The following is a 24708-nucleotide window of genomic DNA, read 5'->3' as shown; positions in this document are numbered from 1 at the left end:
TTCTGAAAGTCTTAATGATTAAAAGTTTTCACTGTCGTGTTCACGAGCAAGGTCTTCAGCCGCCTTGCCGCTCACTTCAACGTTGCGTGGTGTGCACAGGAAGATCTGTTCCCCGACCCGTTTGATTTCGCCATCGATGGCAAAAACGGCACCGTTCAGAAAGTCCACCGTCTTGCGGGCAATCTTTGGATCCATCTGGCTGAAGTTTACGATCGTTGCCTGACCATCCAGCAGTCGGTTGGCAATTTCTTTAGCATCACCGTAAATCCGTGGTTCAAACAGGGCAATCTTGCCATTCGTGTGCAAGTCAGACTTACCACGATTGATGGAGACCACCTTACGATTATTGGTAGTGACCGGAGCCGTCTGATCCTGGTTGTAGTAATCAGTAGCTGCGCTGTCTTCGTCATCCATTCCAAATAAGTTACTTAAAAATTTAGCCATTTTCATGCTCCTTTCTGAAAGAAGACACAAAGGGAGAAGCTTGATGGCTCCTCCCTTAATCTAACAAATCTTTATTTGCGACGATTCTTAAAGAAGGCTGGCGTTGACAAGTCTTCGCCACCATCGTCAACATTACCTAAGTCATCATCCTGAACGCTGAAGTCAGGTTTCTTCACGTCATCAAAGTTCTGTTGACGCCGTGAATTATCTTCATCGCCAGCACCTGGGTCATTCCAACCACTGAATGGGTCTTCACTGTCACTGTTGGCTGGCTGCTGTTGATTGTTAGCAGCAGACACAGGCGCAGCGGACTGCAGTGGTGCCGGCTGTTCGTTTTGGCTAGCATCAACTGGACGCCGTGACCGTGACTGTTGCTGCTTGTCCTTGTCGATTCCAGTAGCGATAACCGTTACCCGGACTTCATCGCCCAGCTTTTCATCCAGGGCCATCCCAAAGGTAATATCGACATTGGTATTTGCGGCATCACGGATAACACTGGAAGCTTCCTGAGCTTCAAACATTGACAAGTTCTTGCCACCCGTAACGTTAACCAGGACGTGTTCAGCACCATCAATGGATACTTCAAGCAGTGGTGAAGAAATGGCCTTCTTGGTAGCTTCAGTAGCCCGGTTTTCACCAGTGGAGGAACCAATACCCATCAAGGCAGAACCTTGGTTGACCATCGTGTGACGAATATCAGCAAAGTCCAGGTTGATGTAACCAGGGTTGGTGATCAGATCAGAGATCCCTTCGACACCCTGACGCAATACATCGTCGGCTTCCTTGAAGGCTTCCATCATTGGGGTCTTCTTGTCGATCATTTCCAGCAGACGATCGTTAGCAACAACGATCAGCGTGTCTACGTTCTTCTTCAGCTTTTCCAGTCCTTCAGCAGCCAGACGTGAACGCCGGGAACCTTCAAAACTAAATGGACGGGTAACAACACCAACCGTCAAGTAACCGGCATCCTTGGAGATCTTGGCAATAACCGGAGCGGCACCAGTCCCGGTACCACCGCCCATTCCGGCAGTGACAAAGACCATGTCAGCGCCGTCCAGGACCTTGGTGATTTCTGATTCACTTTCTTGAGCCGCCTTGGCACCCACTTCTGGGTTAGAGCCGGCACCTAAACCACGTGTCAGCTTAGGTCCTAATTGGATCTTAGTCTTAGCCTGGGAGCCATCCAAGGCCTGTAAATCAGTGTTGGCAACGATAAAGTCGACACCAGTGACCTTTTCCTTGATCATCTGATTGACGGCGTTGCCACCACCGCCCCCAACACCAATAACTTTGATGCGGGCACCTTTCATTTCATCTGGTTGATTCGTGTTTGTAGCATTATCCATTGAAGTCCCTCCGTGAATTATTAATCAAAGAAGTTGCTAAAGAAGCTCTTGATCCGACTCTCGCCGCTCTGCTTATGATCTGGTTTCTCAGATTTTTCATGCTTGCTTGCGGGTTCAGCACTTGGCTTTGGCTGACGCGGTTCTTCAGTTTCTGCTTTCCGACTGAAGAAACGTGACTTATGAGCAGGAGCTGGATTTGGCGTGTTATCTTGCTCTTCGTGCCGGCTCACGATGACATCACCATCATGAACTGTGCTCTTCAGTAACTGGTCAACGTCGCTCAAGCTGCTCTCATACATACACAGCGATAAAGCATTGGCAAATGATGGCCGCCGAATGCCCATCTGATCAGGAATAAATACGCGGACGTTGCCGTTGAAGTAGTCAGCTGCGATCTGCTTGATACCTGGCAAACCAGCAACTCCACCATACAGAACAACACCACCAGGCAGGTGTGGAGTATTGATGGAATCAAGCTTGTCCTTAGCGCGCCGCATAATTTGACGAACCCGTGCCTCAATAACTTCGGCTAAGTACTCTTCCGTATAGTTGACCGGCTGTGTCTTGCCGACCACATCAACTGCTAATTGCACGTTTTCATCGGCTTGTGAACTATCAGCATAACCATGGTCGAGCTTCAATTTTTCGGCGTTCTTCAACGAGGTATTCAGAACCGTGGAAATATCCTTGGTAATGAAGTTGCCACCTTCAGGATCAACGTAGGAGTACTTCAATTGACGGTCGTGAATGATACTGGTAGTGGTTTGACCAGCACCCAGATCCATGATAATCGTCCCAAAGTCCTGTTCGCCATCACTCAAGATATTGAAGCCAGTAGCAATTGGACCGACTACTAAGTCCTCAATCTGTAAGTTAGCCTGTTCAATGGCCTTCTTGGCGTTGTGAACGATCGTCTTCGGGCCGCTGTAAACCGTTGCCCATAATTCCAGGCGAATACCTGACATGCCACGTGGATCCTTAATGCCTCGGAATTGGTCAACCGCAAAATCCCTTGGGACTAAATCAATGACTTCACGTTCTGCTGGTAAACTCTGCGAAAGAGTCGAATGAGCAACATCAATCACATCTTGATTAACGATTTCTCGTGGCTGCCCCTGATCGGCAACAGTGATCATTCCGTGAACTTGATTCATTTGCAGGTAATTAGCTGGCAAGCCAACAATCACCTTGCGGATGGTGGTGCCTGACTTGGCAGTGGCTTGAGCAACCGCCTTTGAAATGGAACTTGCAGTCTTATCGATATCGACAATCACACCACGATTAAGACCGCCAGAAGGCTGCTCGCCCACACCAATCACTTTCAGTCTGCCTTTTACATTTTCACAGACGAGAACTTTAACCGAGGTGGTTCCTATATCTAAACCGACGTAGATTTGTGAATCACTCATTTGATCCGGAACCTCCTAAAACTTTCTTTGTCTTTATTATTTATATACACGATTAGATTTTACCACAGTTGCCTTACAGATTAGGAACAAATCGGTAAAAAGAATGCGAAAAGTCTGTTATTTGCTCTTGTCGCCATAACCATACGAATAAGCCCCATATTGCAGGTCGATGACACCGTTACCCTGCATCTTCGTCACAATCTGTGGGTAGTACTTCATCTTTTTACCCAGCTGGTCAGCCGTGACGTAAACGGTATTGCCATCATTCATCAGCAAACGGATCCGGTCTGGGTTCAGCTTCGTCGGTGCAAAGCTGGCATCCGAAATGCTGTGACGGATGGCCTCGGGCAACGTACCAATCTCCTCGGCAGTAATCTTCAGATGCACTGGTGACTTTTCAAAGTTGCTGTAGGTAACAAAGTTGGTCAGCGGGCCATCAGGCGAACGATACTTGCCGTTGCCCAACAATACCTGTTGCTTGCCTTGGCGGTTAATAACCCCAATGACTGGGTACTCGCTCACCGTTACCTTAACTGAACGCCAACCAGTCCGTTCGATTTTGACATCCTTCAACTGCGGATTTTTTTGCTGGCCTCGTTTCAAGGCGGCATTGGGTTCCTTGACGACGTTGTAGATGTAGCGCCCTGGCTTGATATTAGTGATTTGCTGAATCTCACGACTGCTTAAGTCATGATTACCAGTCACCGTCACCGTTTTGACCTTGTTCAATGGTGAGATGATGTACAGAGCAATGAGCAGAATCACTGCAAAAGGAATGATCACGGAAATAAAACGACGCCGATTGCCTTGAATCTGTTTAGCTGTCAACTTGGGCAACGTTTGCTGCAAAGCATCCTCGCGTTCAACATCATCCGCGCTCAACTCCGGCTGTTCGAGTTGATGGAGACGCTGCACATAGCGTTCGTGCTCTTTGTGACCGCTGCGATCGTCTGACATTCCGTTTTCCTCCCCTTCTTAGTTGATTATTCGGCTCCTATTTTGGACATCACTAATTACTTCTGATGATCAGCGATGGCCTGCTTCATCACTTTGATCAAGCGATCAGCTGCATCCGGCCGCCCCATTTTCTTGGAATTAGCCGCCATCTGATCACGCAATTCTTTATTCTTCATTAAGCGATCAGCTTGGAGCAGTAATGAGCGTCCATCCAACTGGTCTTCCAGAATCATAGCTGCTGCACCATTCTTAACCAATGCCTGGGCATTCTTTACCTGGTGATTAGCCGTGACATACGGACTCGGAATCAAAATGGCCGGGACTCCTAAAGCGGTGATTTCGGCAATCGTGGTGGCACCGGCCCGCGAAACCAGCAAGTCAACCTTTGGCATCTTAGCTGGCATGTCCGGAATGTAAGGAACCACCTTCACGTTGTCACCAATCTTTACGTTGGCCAACTGCTTTTTGACACTGTCATAACGTTTCTGGCCAGTGGCGAAGATGACTTGGTAGTCACGCTTGTTGAACTCTGGGATGGCTTCCACAACGCTGCTGTTAATCTTCGGTGCACCCTGAGAACCACCAAAAATCATCATCGTTGGCTTGTCGTCACTTAAACCGTCTTTCGTCCAAGAATAAGTGGACTGAGCATTGGCTGCGACTTGCTGTGCCCGCGGGTTGCCCGTCATTGTCACCTTTTCTTCAGGGAACTGTGACCGTGCCGCTTCAAAGGCAATGGCAATCTCATCGACAAAGTGGCTGAGGAACTTGTTAGTAATCCCCACCACACTGTTCTGTTCATGAATCACGGTCGGAATCTTCATCCGAGCCGCTGCATAGAGCACTGCCCCGCTGACATAGCCGCCAGTACCCAGAACCACATCTGGCTTGAAATCACGAATGATCTTCTTCGCATCGTGAACAGACTTCAAAAACAGATACATGGTCTTAAAGTTGTCCAAGGATAATGAACGCTTGAAGCCCTGTGTGTGCAAGGTTACCAACTTCAAACCGGCAGCGGGAACAATTTTGTTCTCCAAGCCACGGGTCGTGCCGACATATAAAACCTCTGTGTCTGGTTCAACCTGTTTCAAACGTTCAATTAAAGCGAGTGCTGGGTAAATATGGCCACCCGTACCCCCGCCGGATACCATTAATCGCATTACTTTTGCTCCTTTTGTCCTGTTAATTTTTCAACTGCTGCAATGAACTTGTCGCCACGAACTTCAAAACTTGGGAATTGGTCCCAGCTAGCGTTGGCTGGCGATAAGAGAATGACGTCGCCCGGTTCGCTAAGCTTCCATGCTTCCGGAACCGCCGTGATGGCATTTTCACTCTCGATGATTGTGGACAGGCCGGCTTGCTTCCCGGCATCCTTCATCTTGTCCTTGCACTGACCAAAGACGATCAATGCCTTAACGTGTTTCTTGAAGTAGGGCACCAGGCGTTCAAAGGTGTAGCCACGGTCCAAGCCACCTGCCAACAGGATAACTGGGGCGTCAAACCCTTGCAGGGCCACCTCAGTTGCTTCAATGTCGGTTGACTTGGAATCGTTATAGAAGCGACGGCCCTTGTATTCCATCACGTATTGAAGACGGTGACGAACCCCGCCAAAAGTGGTCAAAACCTTAACGATGGCCTGATTGTCGACACCACTCAACTTAGCGGCAGCAATCGCAGCTAAAGCATTTTCGACGTTTTGAGGTCCGATCAGGCGGATGTCACTGGCAGCCATGATCTTTTCACCTTGCCAGTAAATGTTGCCGTCTTTCTCATAGGCACCCTTCTCCGAGCGGTCTTGCCGGGAGAAAGGAATTACCGTGGCGTTGGTCCGCTTGGCGATCTGCTGCCATTCGTCCCGATCCCAGTTCATGATCAGATAATCATCTTTGGTCTGGTTGCGGGTGATGTTCAGCTTGGCATTAATGTAATTCTCCCGCGTCTTGTGGTAATCCAAGTGATTGGAGAAAATGTTTGTGATCACTGCGATGTGTGGGTGAATCTCAGGTGCCCCAAGCAGTTGGAAACTGGACAATTCTGTAACCAAGGTGTCGTCTGCACTCATCGTGGCTGCTACCTTACTAAAGGACACGCCAATGTTGCCCGCGTACTTGCTTTCGTGAGGCAGGCCTTCAGCGCACATCCGCTGAATCAAAGTTGTCGTTGTGGTTTTACCATTCGAGCCGGTAACACTGATCAGGTGACCAGGGAAGATTTCATAGCCCAATTCGGCTTCTGTAATGATCGGAATCCCCTTCTTGACGAAAGCTGCCACCAGCGGCACACCATAAGGGATCCCAGGGTTCTTGACCAGGTAGTCAAAGCCATCGTCAGCCAGACTAACCGGGTTGGAACCGGTAATCACTTTGATCCCATCCTGCTCCAGGTCTTTAACCACTGCCGGATCTTTAGGCGTTTTCTGGTCATTAGCCACAACTTTGGCACCCAGCTTTACGAGTAAGTGGGCGGCGTTAATCCCACTAATACCAAAGCCCATGACTAAGACTTTTTTGTTCTGATATTTTGTAACTTGATTCATCTGTTTCACCCCGTCTTAAATTAGCCGACCAACATAATAAATAACAATGAAATTACCGAAGCAACAGCAGTAATTGCCCAGAAGACACCGTCAATCTTCCATTCACTCCAGCCCATCAATTCAAAGGTGTGGTGAATCGGCGTCATCTTGAAGATCCGCTTGCCAGTGGTCTTGAAGGAAATTACTTGCAAAATAACACTTGCCGTTTCGACAACGTAAATAATGCCGATAACTAACAATGACCATTCATGGTGCAAAAGCAACGACACTGCGGCCAGGCTGGCACCCAATGCTAGGGAGCCCATGTCGCCCATGAAAATCTGCGCCGGCTTGTGGTTGTATGGGAAGAAGCCAATCAATGCCCCAATCAAAGCCATGCAGAAGAGGGCCACCTCCATCTGTCCCTGAACCAATGCGATGATCAGGTAAGCGACGAAGGAAACCGTTGCACAACCGGTGACTAAGCCATCCAGACCGTCAGTAAGGTTGACGGCGTTAGAGAAACCAACCATCCAGAAGATGATGAAGAGCCCATAGAGCCAACCCATCTGACTGTTGCCAAAGCCCATTTGAAAGCCTTCGTGTTGATAAATCACCGTGAAGACCATGGCCGCAATGACTTGGCACAAAAACTTCTGCCATGCCTTGAAGCCTTGATTCTGGTGGTGAAAAATCTTGATGCTGTCATCCCACATACCAATCAGGCCAAAGACGACCAGTGTGAATAAGAGTGCCCACATCGTGTTGCTTAATAAGCCATTGAAGGAGGCAACGATCAGAATGGATACAACGGTTGCGAAGATGTAGAGCAACCCACCCATCGTCGGCGTACCGGCCTTCTTCTTATGCCAAGTCGGGCCGATCTTCCGAATCTGTTGGCCTTCCTTTTTGGCACGGAAATACTTGATCAAGTGCGGCATCAAGAAATACGTAATTGCACCTGAAATTAATAAGGCAACTAATCCACTAATTAGATATTGGGGTGACATCGAAATATTCTTCCTCTCTGAATTATTAATATTTAATGTTGTTCAAACTTAACTTCTAAAGTCTGTCCTTTTTTGACCACGGCATCCTTCTTAATGCTCTGGTCCTTAACAAAGCCACTGCCTGACGAATGCAGGTGGAGACCTAAAGCTTGGGATAACGCACTCACATCGGCCTGTGACCAGTTAGTAATGTCAGGCATCTTAACCTCGCCGCTGGTCAACAAGATGATCCGGTTATTGTAAACAATCGAACTGCCAGGAGTCAGTGATTGCCAGGTGACCCGGTTGCCACTGCCTAAAACGGTGACCTGCAGGTGTTGTTTACTGAGCTTATCTTGTGCCGACTGCTTGTTCATCCCCTTGACCGAAGGAACGTTGGCGATCCCGTCGTTCTTTGGCGTTTGCGACTTGTCATTGCTCATCAAAGACTTGATTAACGGTGTCGTAATCGTCGCCATTGTTTTTTCGGCCGGGTCCTTCAGCGACGTTGGCTGCTTCATTGAAAGGTAGATTATGTAACGCGGATTGTTGGCCGGCAGCATACCCACGAATGAGTAGATATAATTGCTGGAACCCTGTTCATAACCATGGGCACCACCGATCTGGGCAGTCCCCGTTTTACCGGCAATGCGGTAGCCGTCAACCTTGTAAGCCTGACCGGTCCCCTTCTTGTCGTAGATGACCCCTTCCATCAGCTTGCGCACTTGCTTAGACGTGCTAGCACTGATGGGGTGACCAACAACTTGAGGATGAATCTGCTTGACCGTTTTACCATTCGGACTGGTGACTTTATTAATCCAATAAGGTCGCATCAGTTTACCATCATTAGCAACCGCTGAAAAGGCCTGCATCAGTTGCATCGTATTGACGGTTAAACCTTGACCAAAGGCAGTGTTGGATTGCTCCAAGGCACCCCGGAAGTTACTATAACCCGCGAACTCATCCGACATGCCATAAACATGGACCGGTTTGAAGAAGCCGAAACGGTCCAGATAACTCTTCCAGATCTTTGCCCCCATATTTTGTTCTACGTGGGCAAAACCAACGTTACTCGACCGGTAGAAGGCTTCACGATACGTGATGTCACCCCAGCCAGCAGGATCCCAATCGGTAACTTTGCCGCCGCCGATGTCCCAAGTACCAGAGTGGTAAGTCGCATCCGGATTAAAGTGGCCGGAATCAATGGCGGCACTCAAAGCGATGACCTTCATGGTTGAGCCAGGTTCATAGGTATCCTGCGTCAAAGCGTTGGTCCAGACCGGCTTCTTGGATTTCAGGTTCGGCCGCTGAGTTGCCGCAATGACTTTCCCGGTTTTGGCTTCCATCACGACCGCACTCATTGATGACGGTTTGGCCTGATCGTTGACATTATCGATACTGTTTTCCAATTGCCGCTGAATTCGGTCATTCAACGTGGTTTGGACGTTATCACCGTTCTTGACAGCAGAAGTCTTCTGCTTACCGTTGCGCAATTGGGTACCGTAAAGGTCGCTGGATGACTTCTTGATCCCGTTTTGACCCGCTAACTCTTTGTTCAGACTCTTTTCCAGGCCAAGCCGACCAACTAAAGTCATCTGTTTGGTTTTGCTGTCCGTCACTGGATTAGCCAGCCCGATCAACTGCCGGGCAAAGTTACCTTCCGGATACTGACGAGCAGGATTCTTGATGAACTTGATTCCCGGTAAGTGGCGGTTCTTAATCTCCTCCATCTTGTTGACGGAAAGGTTGCTCCCGTTCGGCCCAAACTGAACTTGGAAGATATCCTTCTTCTTGGGATTTAAATCTTTGTAGATCTTTTTTTCGGGAATGTCCAAATATGATGACAACACTTTGGCAGTCTTTCGCTTGTCGGCTACGTATTTAGGCTTGCCGTTTTTATCCTTTTGTTGGCGGTCAAGCACGGCATAGACGGTGTATGAATTGCTATCCTCGGCTAAGATATTGCCTTGTGCATCCGTGATCTTACCGCGCCGGGCACGCACAAACTGTGACCTGGTGTAACGCTCTTGAGCAGCACTCTCCAGGTCATGATTTTTAACATCTTTAAAAATTGCAACGGAACCAAAACGAACGATAAATAAGAGGAAGACAATGATTGCCACAATCCGCAACCATTGGCCGAAACCACGCTCGTTGCGCTTATGTCCCCTATTTATCGTTCGTTGAGAATGACGTTTAAATTTCATTACTACTTAACGTTCCTTACATCAGAATTTGCATCTTTAAAATTATATTTTACCGCAGTTTTCTTTAAATGTGACTGACTCATTAAATCACTAATTTCTTCGCGTTTGCTGATGTTGGAATTGTTGACGGCACTGATGCTCGTCTGCACGCTTTGTAATTGATGTTGTGCACTACTAATACTGATCTTTGTGCTAACCAACGTGATCATCATCCAGACCACGATGGCCGCACAGACAGTGGTTAACAAACACTCAAACTTTGAATATGGAATCGTTTTGTTAGTCGGGTTCACCCGTGGCTGTGGGTGCACTTGACTTTGTGTTTGTGTTCCTCTGTTCAGTTGTCTTGCGGTATTAGTATTCCAATCCATTTCAAACACGATCCTTAACTAACTATTTAATTTTTTCGATAACCCTTAATTTTGCACTGTGTGCGCGGTGGTTAACCGCTAATTCCTCTTGACTGGGTTCAATTGGTTTTTTGTTAACTAATTTAAAATCTGGCTGTTGCTCTTTCGGAATGATTGGCAATCCTGGCGGCAATTCTGGCAATGAACTCTTTTCCCTAAACATTGTCTTTACTAGCCGATCTTCCAGTGATTGGAAAGTAATCACACTGATGCGGCCACCTGGATTCAATAAAGCCAGTGCCTGCTCAAGCGATTCTTCCAACGCTCCCAATTCATCGTTGACCGCAATCCGAATTGCTTGAAAACTCTTCTTGGCTGGGTGACCACCATGTCGCCTTGCGCGTGCCGGGATCGCTTCCTTGATGACGTCAACCAGTTGAAAGGTGGTGGTGATGGGCTGATGTTGCCGCGTCCGTTCAATGTTTCGCGCAATTGACTTAGCGAACTTCTCTTCACCATAGCGATAAAGGATCCGCACCAAGTCTTCATATGGCCATTCATTGACGATGGTCTTGGCTGACAGCTTCTGTTCTTGATTCATCCGCATGTCCAACTCGGCATCATGCTGGTAAGAAAAGCCCCGATTACTTTCGTCAAACTGTGGCGAGGAAACACCCAAATCATAAACAATGCCGTCGATTGACGATACATGTTGCTTAGCCAATGCCGCTTTTAAATGGCGGAAGTTGTCTTCAATCAAAGTCAACCGACCTGACTGAATGGCCGTTTGCAAATGCTGTTGATTATATTCGATTGCTTCACGGTCTTGATCAAACGAATACAAGTGACCATTTTGCAAATGTGAAAGGATCAGGGAAGTATGACCGCCACCACCGAGTGTGGCATCGACGTAAGTGCCATTGGGCTGGATATTTAAATTATCAACTGCCTCGTGTAAGAGCACAGTCACATGTTTAAACTCCATTGGCACCCTCCGTTAAAAATCAAAATCAATTTGTTCAGCAACGTCGTCAAAGTCTTCAGCGGCATCCGCACTGTACTTCTTCCAAGCAGCTTCATCCCAAATTTCAAAATGTGATGAAACCCCAACGATCATGCACTTCTTCTTAATGTCAGCATAATCGATCAATGTCTGGGATAAGTTAACCCGTCCTTGCCGATCGAACTCGCATTCAATGGCTGCGGAATAAATCAGCCGGACAAACTGACGAACGTTCTTCTTCGTCATTGGCAGCTTACTGAGCTGGTCTTTCAACTGCTCCCACTCTTTCATCGAGTAGCCAGAAAGGCATTTATCCATGCCCCGTGTAATCACAAACCGTTCGCCCAGTTGGGAACGAAACTTTGCGGGAATGATTAGCCGGCCCTTGTTATCTATTGTGTGATTAAACTCACCCATGAACACGACTAATCACCCCTTTTCTTCCATGATCACATCGTCAATTCTACCACAATCCCCCACTTCTCACCACACTGTTTCACCATTTACCATAAAAAGCAACAAAAAAAGATCCCCTGCAAGCAGAGGACCTGATAATCATTGATTTATCAACGTTTTTAAGCGGTGGGTAATGGTGGTAGCAAGTTGGCAAATACGAAGAAAACGACGGTCATCAAGCAAGCCAAACGCCAGTAAGCAATCCAAAAACGGGAATAGAGGAATTCACCCGTTTGATAACGTTGTAAACAAGCCAAGATGAGCCCAAACAAGGACAAAATGGCTGCCGGATAAGCAAAGTAGTAAGTCCCCACTTTCCACCAGATCAATAACAGCAATAAGATTGTCCAAGCGGCTGGATAATGGACGCGTTTTCTGCCTGGCCGGTTAGATGAGCGAATCTTAGACCAAAGTTTTTCAATCAGCCAATAGATGATCAGTATCAGCAGCTGAATTAGCAACTGGTGAATCTTCATAATGCCTCTCCCTATCTCTTTTCTTTAAGCTTATCTTATCATTACTAAGCAGAATTTGAAATTGTGGCGGCAATTGTTTAAACTATGTGCAGTCAATAAACAAAGGATGGGCGAAATGCAAAAGAAGAAAAAATCAACTTTTCAAAAGATCACGATGATTGCCGTCTGGCTAATGTTAATCGCAATGTTGGGGTCATTGATCCTCGGTGCGGTTTCTTCATTAGGCATGTTCTAAATCAATCACAATACAAAGGCCGCTAGCTAATCACTAGCGGCCTTAATTATTACTTAGACGGTGGTTCTTTGTAGACTTCACGAGGCTTGGACCCATTGGCTGGGCCGATATAGCCCTGTTGCTCCATGTCATCAATGATCCGCGCAGCCCGGTTATAACCAATCCGGAAGCGCCGTTGAATCAAAGAAGTCGAGGCCTTTTGTTCCTGGATTACGAATTTTACGGCTTCGGGGAACAAAGAATCCTGCTCTTCTTGGTTTTCTTCCTGCTTAATTTCAGCATCACTGACGACCATCTTTTCGTCATAGTGAGCCGGTTGTTCCTTCTTGATGAAGTCAACAACCGCTTCAACATCATGATCAGAGATAAATGCCCCCTGGACACGAGTTGGTTTGTTCTGATCGATCGGTTGAAAGAGCATGTCACCACGACCCAACAGTTTTTCCGCCCCATTGGTTCCCAAGATGGTTCTTGAATCAACCCCACTGGAAACGGCAAATGCAATCCGTGATGGCACGTTGGCTTTAATCAAACCTGTAATGACATCAACGGACGGCCGCTGGGTAGCCAGGATCATGTGGATACCAGCCGCCCGCCCCATTTGCGCGATCCGGACGATAGCATCTTCCACGTCCTTGGAAACCGTCATCATCAAGTCAGACAATTCGTCAACGATGACCAGAATCAACGGTAGGTAGTGGTGGTTCTCATCTTCTGGGTGTGCCTTTACCTGGGCGTTGTAGCCCTTGATGTTGCGAATGCCAAAATGAGCAAACAATTCATAGCGCCGCTCCATTTCACTGACCACTTTGCCTAACGCCCGGGCCGCCTTCTTAGGATCGGAAACAACGGGCGATAGCAAGTGCGGAATGCCATTATAGACACTCAGCTCAACCTTCTTGGGGTCAATCATCAGGAACTTAACCTGGTGGGGTTTGGCGTTTAAAAGGATGCTCGTGATAATCACATTGATGGCCACCGATTTACCACTACCAGTGGCACCGGCGATCAACAGGTGGGGCATCTTGGTTAGGTCGGCCGTCATTACTTCACCAGTCACCGTCCGGCCTAATGCCACCTCCAACGGTTTGTCGTGGTGTGGCGGTACGGCTTCGATCATGTCACGGAAGCCCACCGTAGCAATCTTCTTATTCGGAACTTCAATCCCGATTAAGGACTTGCCAGGAATTGGGGCTTCAATCCGGATATCCTTTGCTGCCAGTGCCAATGCCAAGTCATCCGCCAAATGAGTGATCCGGCTGACCTTAACTCCGACAGCCGGCCGCAGTTCATACTTAGTCACTGAAGGACCGAGGTTGACATTTTCAACCGTGGCGTCCACGCCGAATGACTTCAAAGTGGACTGCAGTTTCTTCGTATTCGACTTGATCGATTTCAAGTCGCTGGTTTGGTCGGTGCTGCCGACTTTGGTTAAGAGACTGACCGGTGGCAGCTGGTAATCACTGTCACTTTGATCATTGTCCAAAACGTTAACATCAAAATCGTCATTCTCGGCTTCACTTGCTGGTTGACTAGCTGCAGAAGCCGTGCTTGCAGGAGCAGCCTTGTCAGCTTGCGAACTGTTGGCCACCGTAATCTTGGGCTCAGTATCACTAATTGGGAGCTTGGTCTGCGCAGCATGGGCATCCGTCGCCGGCTGTTGCGAAGCTGGCGCATTACTCTTGACCAACGGGGTGTGAATGGCCGGCTGCCTTTTAGCTGACGAATCTCCCCGATTGCTCAACCACTGCCGGCATGCATGCCATCCCTTAACAACTGTTTGCCCGCCATGCGCCATGATCGTTTGCCACGGCACATCAAAGAAGACAATGGCCCCAACAATCATCAACAGCCAGGCACATGCTGGTGCTCCCTTGATGCTCAGCAGCGTCACCGCCAGTGAAAAGAGCAAGCCTCCCAGCAGGCCACCACCGATCGGGACAGTGTTGTCATTCATAAACGACTGCTCGAGGTGGTTCATGGTAATCGTCATGAAGTGAGTATGTTGATTCAGTTGTGCAAACATCTGGGCATGCAGCAAAATTAACAAGCCGGCATAAAAGATGAGGAAGCCGACCACCCAGCGAATCCGGAATCGTGCCAGACGATTGTAGACAATCAAACAAAGTGCGTATAGGCAGACGATGACCATCAGCACAAATCTGCTTTGACCAACCAAAAATTGATACAGACCGTTAACCAGCTCACCAATCAGGCCTAGATTAAAGACACCGGTTAAGGTTAGCAGGATGATTAAGACGCCAGCTAAACTCCCTGCCAGGCGCGGACGACCTCTAGCCGTTGACTTTGACTGTTGGCGGGTTCTTGAACGCCTTTTTCTTCTAACTGCCATGCAATGGTGCTCCTTACTTTAACTTATCAAACGGATAACGGTGAACCCGGGCCAGATTTGGAAACTGCTGCTGACGCAAGGCTTCGTAGATAACGATCGCCACACTGTTGGAAAGGTTCAACGCGCGGATATGGGAATCATCCTGCGGAATCCGGATCGCCTGTTCTGGGTAGCGCCGCATGAATGGTTCCGGCAGCCCCGTCGTTTCCTTACCAAAGAGGAAGTAATGGTCACCCGGTAGTGTGTAATCAACTTCCGTATAATCACGGGTCGCAAATTTGGAAACCAGGTAGAGCTGATTAATGTCGGGTACGGTTGCCATGAACGCCTGTAAATCGTCATGGTAAACCACCTTCACCGAATTCCAGTAGTCCAGGCCGGCCCGTTTCATGTGTTTGTCATCGGTGGAAAATCCCAATGGCTTAATCAAATGGAGGACCGTGTCAGTCCCCGCACAGGTCCGGGCAATATTGCCAGTGTTGGCTGGAAAAAGGGGTTCAAATAAAACAATATGATTGGTCAAAACACGGATCTCCTTTAATTTAGGCAAATAAAAAAAGCAGGGTCTCGGTGTGGGCACGGCGAAACGCTGCTTTGATGAAGTACTCCTTAGCAAGTACCAACGATGCAGATCGATGTCGCTTGCTAAACGATTTCTGATAAATATAATACCACAATCTTTATAAAATGCCAGCAAAAAGTTATAGTTTTTTTACTTTTTTGCAAGCAGCAAATTAACGTTGACAGTGACGCGGTCAAGCCGTTGATAATCCTCGTTGGTCAGCTGATGGGCCCCACTTCCCCAATGCAGTGGCGACATCATTACCATGGCATGGCGCAAGTCACTTGGCAGCTTGAAATCATAGCTCATTGGTTTTACTTCTGCCTTTGGATAATGCTCCAGGAAACGCTCCTTCACCGACTGATTGCTGTAATGACGATGTGGGTCATCCTCATCATACAAACATGCCCGTAGTTGCGGCAGGTAGTCATTATCCGGAATGACTTTGATGACTTGTCCGCCTGCCTTCAAGACACGGTCGAACTCCTGATAATCGGATGGTGAAAACAGGTCGATGATCGTATCAAATGATTCGTTTTGAAATGGCAAGGCCCGCAAATCGGCTAGACAGAAAAACAGTTGCGGATCCAATTGAGTGGCCAGCTGGATGCCCGCCCGAGAAATGTCAAAACCCACATAGGCGTTCTCGGGGTCGGCTAAAATATTTGCTAACTGATATAAGGGTGTCCCCTCACCACAACCGACGTCTAAGATCCGCTGAGGCCGACTGCCAATTTGTTGGGCAATGGTCTTTACAATTGGCAAAAAGAGACCCGCGTCAAGCATTTGGCGACGAGCACTCAGCATCTCCCGATCATATTCAGAGCTCTCGCCATGGTTCAACAAATATAGGTAGCCGTGCTTGTTAAAGTTGATCCGATGCTGGTTGACACAGACCAATTGCTGTTGGTCGATCTTTTCAATGGGTTGGCCACAAATTGGGCAGGCAAATATGTCCAGGTGGCGCTGCACCCAATCTTCTGCAATTTCTATCTTTTTCATCTAAATCACCTTATTCAGTTTAGCATAAATTCAATTGCGTCAGCGTTTTCAATAACTGATATGATAGAGATAATCATCAAGGAGGGGAAATCAATGAAAGAGAATTTTTTGATTGGTACCTATACCCTAAAAACTAGCAAGGGTATGTATGCAGTTACGTTAGATGACGACCAGGAAAAGTTGGTTAATGTTCGCTTGATTGCGCCACAACAAAAGCCAGCCTACTTGGCCCTTGGTCCTAATCACCTCGTATTCGTCTTAAAACAAGAAGGCGAAAACGGCGGGGTTGCCAGTTATCAGCTTGACGGCGAAAAAGCCAAGGAAATTGACGAAGATATGTCTGCTGGGGCACCACCGGCTCACGTCAGCTGGGACCCATCACGGCACATGATTTACACCGCCAACTATCACAAGGGTGAAATCCGGGCCTACAAAGTCAGCGCGGAAGGCAAACTGACCTTAACGGATAGCGTTGTACATAAAGGAGAATGTGGGCCACGGCCTGAACAGGATGCTCCTCACGCCCACTATGCTCAACTGACCCCTGATGGTCGCTTGGCAGTTTGTGATCTGGGAATGGACTTATTGTTAACCTATGACGTGTCCGATGATGGCAAGCTGACGATGGCTTCACGTTATCAATGTGAACCTGGTTTTGGTACCCGTCACCTGGCCTTCCACCCGAATGGCAAGTACGCTTACCTCTTGGGTGAATTATCAAGCAAGTTAGAGGTATTGAAGTACAACTCAGCTGATGGCTCCTTTGAACACCTGCAGACTCTGAAGACCATTCCGGAAGATTGGCAGGCGCATAATGGTGCTGCGGCTATCCACTTGAGTGCCGATGGCAAATATGTTTACACCTCTAACCGTGGTCAAAACACAATTGCCGTCTTTGCCATTCAACCTGACTTCACCGTCAAGCACATTCAGTCAATCAGTACCGCCGGCGACTTCCCACGGGACTTCGAACTGAGTCATGATGACCGCTACCTGGTCGCATCCAACCAGCTGTCTGACAACTTGACGCTTTACCGGCGTGATAGCCAAACTGGCCTGCTGACTTCAATTCAAAGTGGTGTTTCACTGCCTGAACCAGTTTGTGTGAAGAAATGGTATTAATCAATTAGCGTTTAATCGGCGTTAACAAATAAAGTCCTTGACCAAAAAATGTTGGCCAAGGGCTTTTTTAATCGATCAATTGTTGAATATCAGCCGGTAACGGAGCCGTGCACGTAATCATTTTCTGTTTAAACGGACTCCAGAAACTGATGCGATGACAATGCAATGCTTGCCGGCCAATCAGATCCAGCGGTCCACCGTACATCTCATCCCCTAGTAAAGGATGGTGGAGATAAGCCAGGTGCACGCGGATTTGATGGGTGCGGCCGGTGTGCAGACGGATCCTAATTAAACTACGATCGGCGAGCCGCTTTTCTACCCAGTATTCGGTGACCGAAACCTTGCCGGCGGGCCCAACTATGCGCTGGACAAACGACTCCGGATCGCGCTGGATGGGAGCATCGATATAGACGTGGTCGGCTTGCAAGCAACCACTGACAACTGCCACATAGTCTTTTTTCACTTGCCGTTTCTTCAACTGACGGTCCAACACCGCATGGGCAAAGCGGTGCTTGGGAAAGACCACCAAGCCACTCGTATCACGGTCTAACCGTGTCGCCACGTGCGTTACCTGGTTGGGATAGTTTTGTTCCTGATAGTAAGCCTTCACCTGGTTGACCAAACTATCCTGCACGGAAACATGGTGGGCCGGCACCGTCGCCACCCCGGCGTCTTTGTTAATAATCAGATAGTCGCGGTCTTCATAGGCGATCCGAAATTCCGGCGGATAAGGATCAATCTTTTCATTCCCAGTTTCATTTGGGACAACCAGGCTGACTACCTGCCCAGGCTGAACTTCATCGATCGCCCAGGCCTGCTGGTCACCAATGTACATTGCGCCACCGTGATAAATGGTCACTTTGATCAAGGAATTGGTGACTCCTTGCTCCCGCAGAACGGTTCTTAATTTACGCGGTGAATCGCCTTCATAGCGCCATTGAAATCTCATCCCATGTCACCAATGAAGGAATCCCTGACGCGTTGCCAGAAGTTGGTGTGACGGTAACGGGCAAACTGAATCTTGTTGCGGGCAACCTTATAATCAACTTGGACCAGCTGGTTTGGCGACTCAACCATGTTTGTCAGCCGGTCGCAGGTCAATACCTGACCCGAACCCTTATTGAGTCGAACGGTCAGCTTGTTGTCCGCCCCAAGAATGACTGGTGACCCCAGCGTCCGGTAGACCCGGTTGTTCAATGAGGCCATTTCCGTCAGTTGAAAACCCACGATTTGCGGATCCATTACGGCACCGCCGACCGCCTTGTTGCAGGCAGTGGAACCAGTTGGAGTTGAGATACATAAACCATCGCCCCGAAAACGTTCAAACAATTCGTGGTTGATGTAAAGGTCGCACACCATGGTTTTCGAGAAATTCTTGACCGTTGATTCATTCAAGGCAATGTCATGAATGACGTGGCCATCCGCAAATCGTGCTCGCATGTCCAACAATGGGTAGGAGACGGACTGGGCCCCCTCGTTGGTAAGGCTGTCGATCAACTCCATAACTTCAAAATTACGCCAATCAGTGTAGAAGCCTAGGTGGCCGGTGTGAATCCCCACGAAACGAACGTGGTTTAATTGGTGAATGTAGTGATGAAATGCCGACAGCAGGGTGCCATCGCCGCCAATTGTGATGACGATGTCCGGTTCAACATCATCATAATCAATTTTGCTTTTCTTCAGACCCTTCATGATCATGTCCCGCAGACGGGTCGAGTCTGGTGATGGATAAGTATAAATTGCTACTTTCATTCCGGTGATCCCCCATCCTGCTGATCGTCTCCGTTATCGTCATTATGGTTGCTTTCATCGAGTTGATTTGGCTTACGACTGTAGGAGAACAGATTTTGTGCTTCTTGAATTTCTTCACGAATGTCGGACATTTCCTCATCAAGCTTAAATGCCGCCTCGGCAGCCCGCTGCAAACGTGCCGACAAGTCTTCGGGAAAGACTCCTTGATACTTGTAGTTTAACGAGTGTTCAATAGTGGCCCAGAAATTCATGGCCAGCGTCCGCACCTGGATTTCAGCCAGAATCTTCTTTTCGCCGGTCACCAACTGCACTGGATATTCAATCACAATATGATAAGACCGGTAACCGCTTGGCTTAACGTTGGTCACATAGTCACGTTCTTCCAAGATGTTCATATCGGTCCGCTGCCGCAGCAGGTCCACTACTTGATAGATATCCTCAACGAACTGACACATAATTCGTAGACCAGCAATGTCTTGCATATCTTGCTCAAGCCGATCCTCTTCAACGTGCCGGCGCACCATCTTTTCCTTGATGCTATCGACAGGCTTAACCCGCCCCGTCACGAATTCAATCGGCGAATGTTGTGCCTGATCTTGGAACTGTTTGCGCATGCCCCGAAGTTTAACTTTCAATTCGTTCACGGCTTGCTGATATGGTAAAAGAAAATGTTGCCAGTCTTCAATCATTTCTGTTCCTCCTTTAACCATTCATTATTTTAGCATAAGTCATCCCGTCTGGTAGTTAACTCATGCAAGTCGGTTTGCTTTACAAGATCCATTTTATTTGCAAAAATAAATGCGTATTAAGGACCGAGTGCCTTTGAGTAATCGAATGATGGAGGGGCAAAAGTGCTAGAAATTCACTTATTTGTTAATCCGCTAGGAACCCGTTGCTTACACAGTGAACAAGACGTGTTGGCAGTGGAACGGCAATTGCAGACTAAGGTGTCATATCAATTCATTCCATTGGTCAACATGAAAACTATCCAGCATACACTTGATCTTTATCACTTATCCCGTTGCCATTTAAAACAACGGCAGTGTGTATCATGTATGCTCTATCAAGTTGCGTTAGACATTAAGGCCGCCAGTTTCCAAGGGGGTCAGCACGGGCGTCAATACCTGGTGAACGTGCAAAAAATCATGTCCGATCGCACCGTGGAATATACTGATGAGATCGTCAAGCGCATTGCCCAACTAGCCAACTTGGACTGGGCAACCTTTACGGAGGACCGTCACTCCCAAATGGTGCGCAAATCATTACGTAAAGACCAGACGATTGCGGACGACCTGGGTGTCATTGATACTCCGACGGCAATTGTGCTTGATACCTGTGATCCAGATTATTCCCTCCTCATCCATGATTTTACCTACCAAAAATTAATTGACTGTGCCCGTCACGGCCAGCTGCACATCAATCAAGATCATCGATTGGTGCACAAATAAGTGAAATACTTTTTATATAAGAATCTACTGCTAACAGCGATCATCCGTTGTTAGCAGTTTTTTATTCACCGTGTCTCGTGATCGCGTTCAGTTTGTCACTGACATTTTCAAACCAAACTGGTTGCTGTTTCAAATAATATCCGGAACGATTCCTTCCTAAAATGTATGTCGCTAAGAGTTCCTGGGTAAATTCTTGTAATTGCCATGTTTGAAAATGACGCCGGCTATCTGTGCTTAAACACGGACAACTCTGCCACCTGGTCTGCCGCTGTATACTTGCCCACCACTTATCTTGTGTCCACTCATAATGAAGCGGCATTTTTTCTAACCACAACAATACATTGATCCGCCAACTAAAGTCGCTTTCTTTCATTAAAAACGGGGTTGGCGCGTGGCAATGTGCCTGCAGAGGGCAACAATTCAATAAGTGGCCCGCCTGGTAGACCCTTTGCCGCAGATTAACCTGGGCACGTGGGTAATAGCACAAATGATACGTCTGCTTGATCATTAGCCGAGAAGACGCTGCGGTGGTCATGGCGACACGTGAGTAAATCGGCCGGCAATGATTTAGATCCCATAAAAAGATAGCAGGCTGGCCAAAATAGTTTTGTACAAATTGGGCCCGCTTGACAGCTCTTAATTTATGCCGATAACGCGGTCCTAAATACCAGATAAAACCCAAGCCTAATTGCTGATAACCGGCATTACGCTGACACAAGCGCTCAAACGAAAGTGGGCTGCATTGAAATTCCATAGCCACCTTTTCGGGCCCGGCACTTAATAATAAATCAGGCCGTTGTTGAATACGGGGCAAATAGACTTCCAGTGCTGGCCGCCAACCATGATCGTTTGCCCACTGCCACATTTGATGCTTACCCGTCAGATGCTGACTACTCTCGCCTTGGTCCAGCTGACAGGACGACCGACGACGATGTGCAAAATATGCTGCCTTCTGTGTGCCGACACAGAGTCTCAATGGTTGCCCACATTCTGGGCAGTAATAGGCTCGGCCAGGTTTAGATTGCCAAGCATAGACTAATTGTCCCTGCCCATTTTTCGCTACCAGCATCAGCATCGCCCCCTCACTAACTAGAGACGGCAAAAAAAGAAAAAGCCATCATAAAAGATGACTTTTTTACTCGATTAATGGTGAACCGGATTAGTTTTTGAAATAATATTGGGCGGTTTCCAGAGCGGACTGCCGCATCAAACGTTTCCCGTGTTCTTGGAGAACCGGAGCCGCAATTTTACTTTCGTCGGCGAATTCATTAACAATCGATAGCATGTCTTTGACTTCATCACTCACCGCACCGTTGCCATCAACATTTTGCAACAACAAGTAGTAATGACCTTGATACAGGTAAAGGTCGGACTGATATTCATCCGGCGTCACTGCATGGGCCAATTCAACAAAGTCCTCGAAGTCCTTAAACTTGAAAACAAATTGCCGGTTAGGATCAAAACTGTGTTCATCCTTGCCAACAGGCTGACGGTGGGCAACTTGATCCTTGTTCTTGACAGAGTCGTGACCGCGCAGTTCTTCTTGAATCATGCGGGAAACATGTTGTTTATTTGCCTGTTCACGAGGACTGCCCTTCGTAATCAACAGCTCCAGACCCTTTTTAGTGGGCAAAGCTTGAAATGTTACTGAATCATTTTTATGAAATTGATGGTCAGTATCCACTTCTTCCAGGATACTGTAAAAGAAATCTTCAATCTGGTTTTGATTGCCCAGTAAGTCCAGCATCGTAATTCCGCGTGCGTCTAAATCGTCTTGGTCAATTAATACGCGGATTGTGTTGGCATCAATTCTTTGCATTTCCATATGCCGACACCTCTCAATCTTCGTGTACGACTGTTATTACAATTAATTGTAACGGTTTAACACTAAAAGTAAAGGATACAAAAAAGCTGGGCAAGAACCCAGCCTAAGTTTAAATCATATCTGCTTTACGTTGTGCTTCCGCCAGTTCCATCTTGCGAATCTTACGCGGCAGGAAACGACGAATTTCATCTTCATTGTAGCCTACTTGCATCCGCCGATCATCAATGATAATTGGACGACGCAGCAAACCAGGTTCATCTTGCAGCAGCTGGTATAACTTATTCATCGGCAACTCATCCAGATCCGTCTTTAATTGGGCATATGCCTTGGATCGCTTTGAAATGATATCTTCCGTTCCGTGAACGGTCATTTTAAGAATGTTCTTAATTTCGTTCTTGCTCAGAGGCTCGGAAAAAATATTCCGTTCTTTGAATGGGATGCCGTGTTCTTGAAGCCAAGCACGTGCTTTCCGGCAAGATGTGCAACTTGGTGACGTATATAATGTAACAACCATTAAAGAAGCCTCCTTATCAGTGCATAATTACTTTTGTAATAATTATACCTGAAAACAAATGAAAAATAAATGCTTCTCGGCAATTTTCTTGACTTTTTGTAAGTAAATTGGTAGATGTGCCTTTTAGTGATGTATATTAGTACAGAATTATTAGCCATATATTGCTAGCTGTTAATAAGCCAAATTACAGTAATCAAACGAACGCCTGATAATTATCACCTTTCCACTTATTCACCACTCTCCTGAATTCTAAAGAAGTGTATAATATGAACGAAGGAGTGAAAGCTAATGATCAGTCAAATTCACTACGCCGCAGGTTCTAAGACCTATATCGACGGTGAAATTAGTAAGTATTCAAATCGGCGTTTACAGCCAGTTGAAAGCCTCGATACTGCCGACAAGTACGAACTTTACGACCTATCCAATCAAGACAACGTTTTAGGCGATTCTATTGACCTGATTGTCGACCATGCTGTTGGCAATGATGAATTTAAGGGTATCCTTTACTATCAAGCATTCGACCTTTCTAAGCAACGGGACGAATCATTGACTGAAGTTGCCAGTGACATTCTCGACAAGCTTGACAATGGCTTTGTTAACGGTTACCTCTGCCATCGTGACGATCATCCACGGACCATCGTCATGTTAACTATCTGGAAAGATAAAGATGCTCTGGACCATTGGATTAAGAGTACCTCTTACGAACCGTTGAAGGGATTCACCACCCAGCGGATTCGGAACTTTACGGAAACGTTCAAGACCATTTAAGCCGACAATGATCAGCTTAAACAAATGACCCACAACTGCTTCATAGCTCGTTGTGGGTCTTATTTTTAAAATAAAAAAGCCTGCCAACCAGGCAGACTTATTAAAGCGGTCCATACGCGACTCGAACGCGTGATCTCATCCGTGACAGGGATGCGTCCTAAACCAACTAGACCAATGGACCAATTGCGGGGGCTGGATTTGAACCAACGACCTCCGGGTTATGAGCCCGACGAGCTACCAGACTGCTCTACCCCGCGATAATTAACTGACCCGTGCGGGATTCGGACCCACGTTACCAGCGTGAAAGGCTGGTGTCTTAACCAACTTGACCAACGGGTCATCAAATGACGACATTGTTGTGATCAGCATTACTATCACTCAACAACAATAAATAGTTTAACAGAGAAATTCCGATTATGCAAGAAGTATTTGATTGAAAATATTGTACCAATTAATGGGCCACAGACGCGCCTACTACTGCTTATGGCTGACCATCTATATTGTTATGCTATAGCTAATTGATAAATTTCCCCTGCTAATTATTTAGACAAGCAAAATAAATGCTAGTGTATATGCCATTAGCCTTCATTTGTCGCCAAACTAATAAGTCGAGATTAAATTAAGGCAAAATAAAAACCACGGCATTAAACCGTGGTTACTACTAATATGGAAATGATGAACATTCCTATTTGTAGCGGAGACTGAGGGATTCGAACCCTCGCGCCGTTTTACCGACCTACACCCTTAGCAGGGGCGCCTCTTCAGCCAACTTGAGTAAGTCTCCATAATTAAAAGTGGGCCTAAATGGACTTGAACCATCGACCTCACGCTTATCAGGCGTGCGCTCTAAACCAACTGAGCTATAGGCCCATTTTCCACACCCGTGGGGAAAGCGGGTAACGAGAATCGAACTCGCGACAACAGCTTGGAAGGCTGTGGTTTTACCACTAAACTATACCCGCATAGGTGGAA

Annotated in this window: 25 protein-coding genes and 6 tRNA genes; 4 read left to right on the top strand and 27 right to left on the bottom strand. The window is 47.3% G+C overall.

Features of this window, described 5'->3' with window-relative positions:
• Window positions 1-18 precede the first annotated feature (18 nt).
• The 12 genes from IV45_RS03725 to IV45_RS03670 all read right to left on the bottom strand — a co-directional run bounded on the left by IV45_RS03725 (window position 19) and on the right by IV45_RS03670 (window position 12155).
• Window positions 19-444 carry a cell division protein SepF gene (locus IV45_RS03725; protein ID WP_057740819.1) on the bottom strand — a complete coding sequence of 142 codons (426 nt, stop codon included), beginning with the start codon at window positions 442-444 and terminating at the stop codon, window positions 19-21.
• Between the two features lie 71 nt (window positions 445-515).
• The gene (ftsZ, locus tag IV45_RS03720; protein WP_057740816.1) at window positions 516-1790 is read right to left on the bottom strand and encodes a cell division protein FtsZ; all 1275 of its coding nucleotides are present in this window, start codon (window positions 1788-1790) and stop codon (window positions 516-518) included.
• Between the two features lie 20 nt (window positions 1791-1810).
• On the bottom strand, window positions 1811-3199 hold the full coding sequence (gene ftsA, locus IV45_RS03715; RefSeq protein ID WP_057740815.1) for a cell division protein FtsA: 1389 nt from the start codon (window positions 3197-3199) through the stop codon (window positions 1811-1813).
• Window positions 3200-3316: 117 nt separating this feature from the next.
• Window positions 3317-4156 (bottom strand): cell division protein FtsQ/DivIB, encoded by an 840-nt coding sequence (locus IV45_RS03710; RefSeq protein WP_057740813.1) that lies wholly within the window; start codon window positions 4154-4156, stop codon window positions 3317-3319.
• Between the two features lie 56 nt (window positions 4157-4212).
• Complete coding sequence (gene murG, locus IV45_RS03705) at window positions 4213-5319, bottom strand: undecaprenyldiphospho-muramoylpentapeptide beta-N-acetylglucosaminyltransferase (RefSeq protein ID WP_057740811.1); 1107 nt, start codon at window positions 5317-5319, stop codon at window positions 4213-4215.
• Window positions 5319-6695 carry a UDP-N-acetylmuramoyl-L-alanine--D-glutamate ligase gene (murD, locus tag IV45_RS03700; RefSeq protein WP_057740810.1) on the bottom strand — a complete coding sequence of 459 codons (1377 nt, stop codon included), beginning with the start codon at window positions 6693-6695 and terminating at the stop codon, window positions 5319-5321. The genes murG and murD overlap by 1 nt, the downstream gene beginning before the upstream one ends.
• Window positions 6696-6715: 20 nt before the next feature.
• Window positions 6716-7684 carry a phospho-N-acetylmuramoyl-pentapeptide-transferase gene (gene mraY, locus IV45_RS03695; protein ID WP_057740808.1) on the bottom strand — a complete coding sequence of 323 codons (969 nt, stop codon included), beginning with the start codon at window positions 7682-7684 and terminating at the stop codon, window positions 6716-6718.
• Window positions 7685-7716: 32 nt separating this feature from the next.
• On the bottom strand, window positions 7717-9870 hold the full coding sequence (locus IV45_RS03690) for a penicillin-binding protein (RefSeq protein ID WP_057740806.1): 2154 nt from the start codon (window positions 9868-9870) through the stop codon (window positions 7717-7719).
• 2 nt (window positions 9871-9872) lie between these two features.
• Window positions 9873-10241, bottom strand: coding sequence for a cell division protein FtsL (locus IV45_RS03685; RefSeq protein WP_157051201.1), 369 nt, complete (start codon window positions 10239-10241; stop codon window positions 9873-9875).
• 22 nt (window positions 10242-10263) lie between these two features.
• On the bottom strand, window positions 10264-11205 hold the full coding sequence (gene rsmH, locus IV45_RS03680; RefSeq protein ID WP_057740803.1) for a 16S rRNA (cytosine(1402)-N(4))-methyltransferase RsmH: 942 nt from the start codon (window positions 11203-11205) through the stop codon (window positions 10264-10266).
• 12 nt (window positions 11206-11217) lie between these two features.
• On the bottom strand, window positions 11218-11646 hold the full coding sequence (gene mraZ, locus IV45_RS03675) for a division/cell wall cluster transcriptional repressor MraZ (protein ID WP_057740801.1): 429 nt from the start codon (window positions 11644-11646) through the stop codon (window positions 11218-11220).
• Between the two features lie 152 nt (window positions 11647-11798).
• Entirely contained in the window at window positions 11799-12155 is a 357-nt protein-coding gene (locus IV45_RS03670; protein WP_057740800.1) for a DUF3397 family protein, read from the bottom strand.
• A 115-nt stretch (window positions 12156-12270) separates the two neighbouring features.
• Here IV45_RS03670 and IV45_RS07770 point away from each other — a divergent pair, with 115 nt between their 5' ends.
• On the top strand, window positions 12271-12390 hold the full coding sequence (locus tag IV45_RS07770) for a DUF4044 domain-containing protein (RefSeq protein ID WP_083487257.1): 120 nt from the start codon (window positions 12271-12273) through the stop codon (window positions 12388-12390).
• 49 nt (window positions 12391-12439) lie between these two features.
• Here the strand turns inward: IV45_RS07770 and IV45_RS03665 are convergent, their stop codons facing one another.
• From IV45_RS03665 to IV45_RS03655, 3 genes are all read right to left on the bottom strand, one after another.
• Window positions 12440-14743, bottom strand: a complete 2304-nt coding sequence (locus IV45_RS03665) for a DNA translocase FtsK (RefSeq protein ID WP_057740798.1) — start codon at window positions 14741-14743, stop codon at window positions 12440-12442.
• 13 nt (window positions 14744-14756) lie between these two features.
• Window positions 14757-15266 (bottom strand): tRNA (cytidine(34)-2'-O)-methyltransferase, encoded by a 510-nt coding sequence (locus IV45_RS03660; protein WP_057740796.1) that lies wholly within the window; start codon window positions 15264-15266, stop codon window positions 14757-14759.
• 189 nt (window positions 15267-15455) lie between these two features.
• The gene (locus tag IV45_RS03655; protein ID WP_057740793.1) at window positions 15456-16307 is read right to left on the bottom strand and encodes a methyltransferase domain-containing protein; all 852 of its coding nucleotides are present in this window, start codon (window positions 16305-16307) and stop codon (window positions 15456-15458) included.
• Between the two features lie 93 nt (window positions 16308-16400).
• Between IV45_RS03655 and IV45_RS03650 the strand changes: the two genes are divergently transcribed.
• Window positions 16401-17429 (top strand): lactonase family protein, encoded by a 1029-nt coding sequence (locus IV45_RS03650; RefSeq protein WP_057740791.1) that lies wholly within the window; start codon window positions 16401-16403, stop codon window positions 17427-17429.
• 67 nt (window positions 17430-17496) lie between these two features.
• Here IV45_RS03650 and IV45_RS03645 read toward each other — a convergent pair whose 3' ends face one another.
• The 3 genes from IV45_RS03645 to yjbM are packed head-to-tail and all read right to left on the bottom strand — an operon-like array spanning window position 17497 to window position 19870.
• Window positions 17497-18378, bottom strand: coding sequence for an RluA family pseudouridine synthase (locus IV45_RS03645; RefSeq protein WP_057740789.1), 882 nt, complete (start codon window positions 18376-18378; stop codon window positions 17497-17499).
• The gene (locus IV45_RS03640; protein WP_057740787.1) at window positions 18375-19181 is read right to left on the bottom strand and encodes an NAD kinase; all 807 of its coding nucleotides are present in this window, start codon (window positions 19179-19181) and stop codon (window positions 18375-18377) included. The genes IV45_RS03645 and IV45_RS03640 overlap by 4 nt, the downstream gene beginning before the upstream one ends.
• Window positions 19178-19870, bottom strand: a complete 693-nt coding sequence (gene yjbM / locus IV45_RS03635; protein WP_057740785.1) for a GTP diphosphokinase — start codon at window positions 19868-19870, stop codon at window positions 19178-19180. Before yjbM ends, IV45_RS03640 begins: the two co-directional genes overlap by 4 nt.
• Window positions 19871-20032: 162 nt before the next feature.
• On the opposite strand from yjbM, the gene IV45_RS03630 reads away from it, so the two are divergent.
• Window positions 20033-20629, top strand: coding sequence for a DsbA family protein (locus IV45_RS03630; protein WP_057740783.1), 597 nt, complete (start codon window positions 20033-20035; stop codon window positions 20627-20629).
• 61 nt (window positions 20630-20690) lie between these two features.
• Here IV45_RS03630 and IV45_RS03625 read toward each other — a convergent pair whose 3' ends face one another.
• The 3 genes from IV45_RS03625 to spx form a co-directional block, all read right to left on the bottom strand.
• Window positions 20691-21698: a competence protein CoiA gene (locus IV45_RS03625; protein WP_057740781.1), complete on the bottom strand. Its 1008-nt coding sequence runs from the start codon at window positions 21696-21698 to the stop codon at window positions 20691-20693.
• A 90-nt stretch (window positions 21699-21788) separates the two neighbouring features.
• Window positions 21789-22454: an adaptor protein MecA gene (locus IV45_RS03620; protein ID WP_057740779.1), complete on the bottom strand. Its 666-nt coding sequence runs from the start codon at window positions 22452-22454 to the stop codon at window positions 21789-21791.
• A gap of 109 nt (window positions 22455-22563) precedes the next feature.
• Window positions 22564-22968, bottom strand: coding sequence for a transcriptional regulator Spx (spx, locus tag IV45_RS03615; RefSeq protein WP_057740777.1), 405 nt, complete (start codon window positions 22966-22968; stop codon window positions 22564-22566).
• A 288-nt stretch (window positions 22969-23256) separates the two neighbouring features.
• Between spx and IV45_RS03610 the strand changes: the two genes are divergently transcribed.
• Window positions 23257-23736 carry an antibiotic biosynthesis monooxygenase gene (locus tag IV45_RS03610; RefSeq protein WP_057740775.1) on the top strand — a complete coding sequence of 160 codons (480 nt, stop codon included), beginning with the start codon at window positions 23257-23259 and terminating at the stop codon, window positions 23734-23736.
• A gap of 106 nt (window positions 23737-23842) precedes the next feature.
• Here the strand turns inward: IV45_RS03610 and IV45_RS03605 are convergent.
• The 6 genes from IV45_RS03605 to IV45_RS03580 form a co-directional block, all read right to left on the bottom strand.
• Window positions 23843-23917: transfer RNA gene (locus IV45_RS03605), tRNA-Asp, on the bottom strand.
• A 2-nt stretch (window positions 23918-23919) separates the two neighbouring features.
• A tRNA-Met gene (locus tag IV45_RS03600) sits at window positions 23920-23993 on the bottom strand.
• 9 nt (window positions 23994-24002) lie between these two features.
• Window positions 24003-24075: transfer RNA gene (locus IV45_RS03595), tRNA-Glu, on the bottom strand.
• Between the two features lie 356 nt (window positions 24076-24431).
• Window positions 24432-24520, bottom strand: a tRNA-Ser gene (locus IV45_RS03590).
• A gap of 11 nt (window positions 24521-24531) precedes the next feature.
• Window positions 24532-24606: transfer RNA gene (locus tag IV45_RS03585), tRNA-Ile, on the bottom strand.
• Window positions 24607-24627: 21 nt separating this feature from the next.
• Window positions 24628-24698 (bottom strand) — tRNA-Gly (locus IV45_RS03580).
• Between the last annotated feature and the right edge of the window lie 10 nt (window positions 24699-24708).

It is taken from the genome of Limosilactobacillus secaliphilus (assembly GCF_001437055.1).
Taxonomy (GTDB): domain Bacteria; phylum Bacillota; class Bacilli; order Lactobacillales; family Lactobacillaceae; genus Limosilactobacillus; species Limosilactobacillus secaliphilus.
Note: the sequence above shows the minus strand (reverse complement) of the source record. Positions and strands in the feature narration are given on the sequence as shown.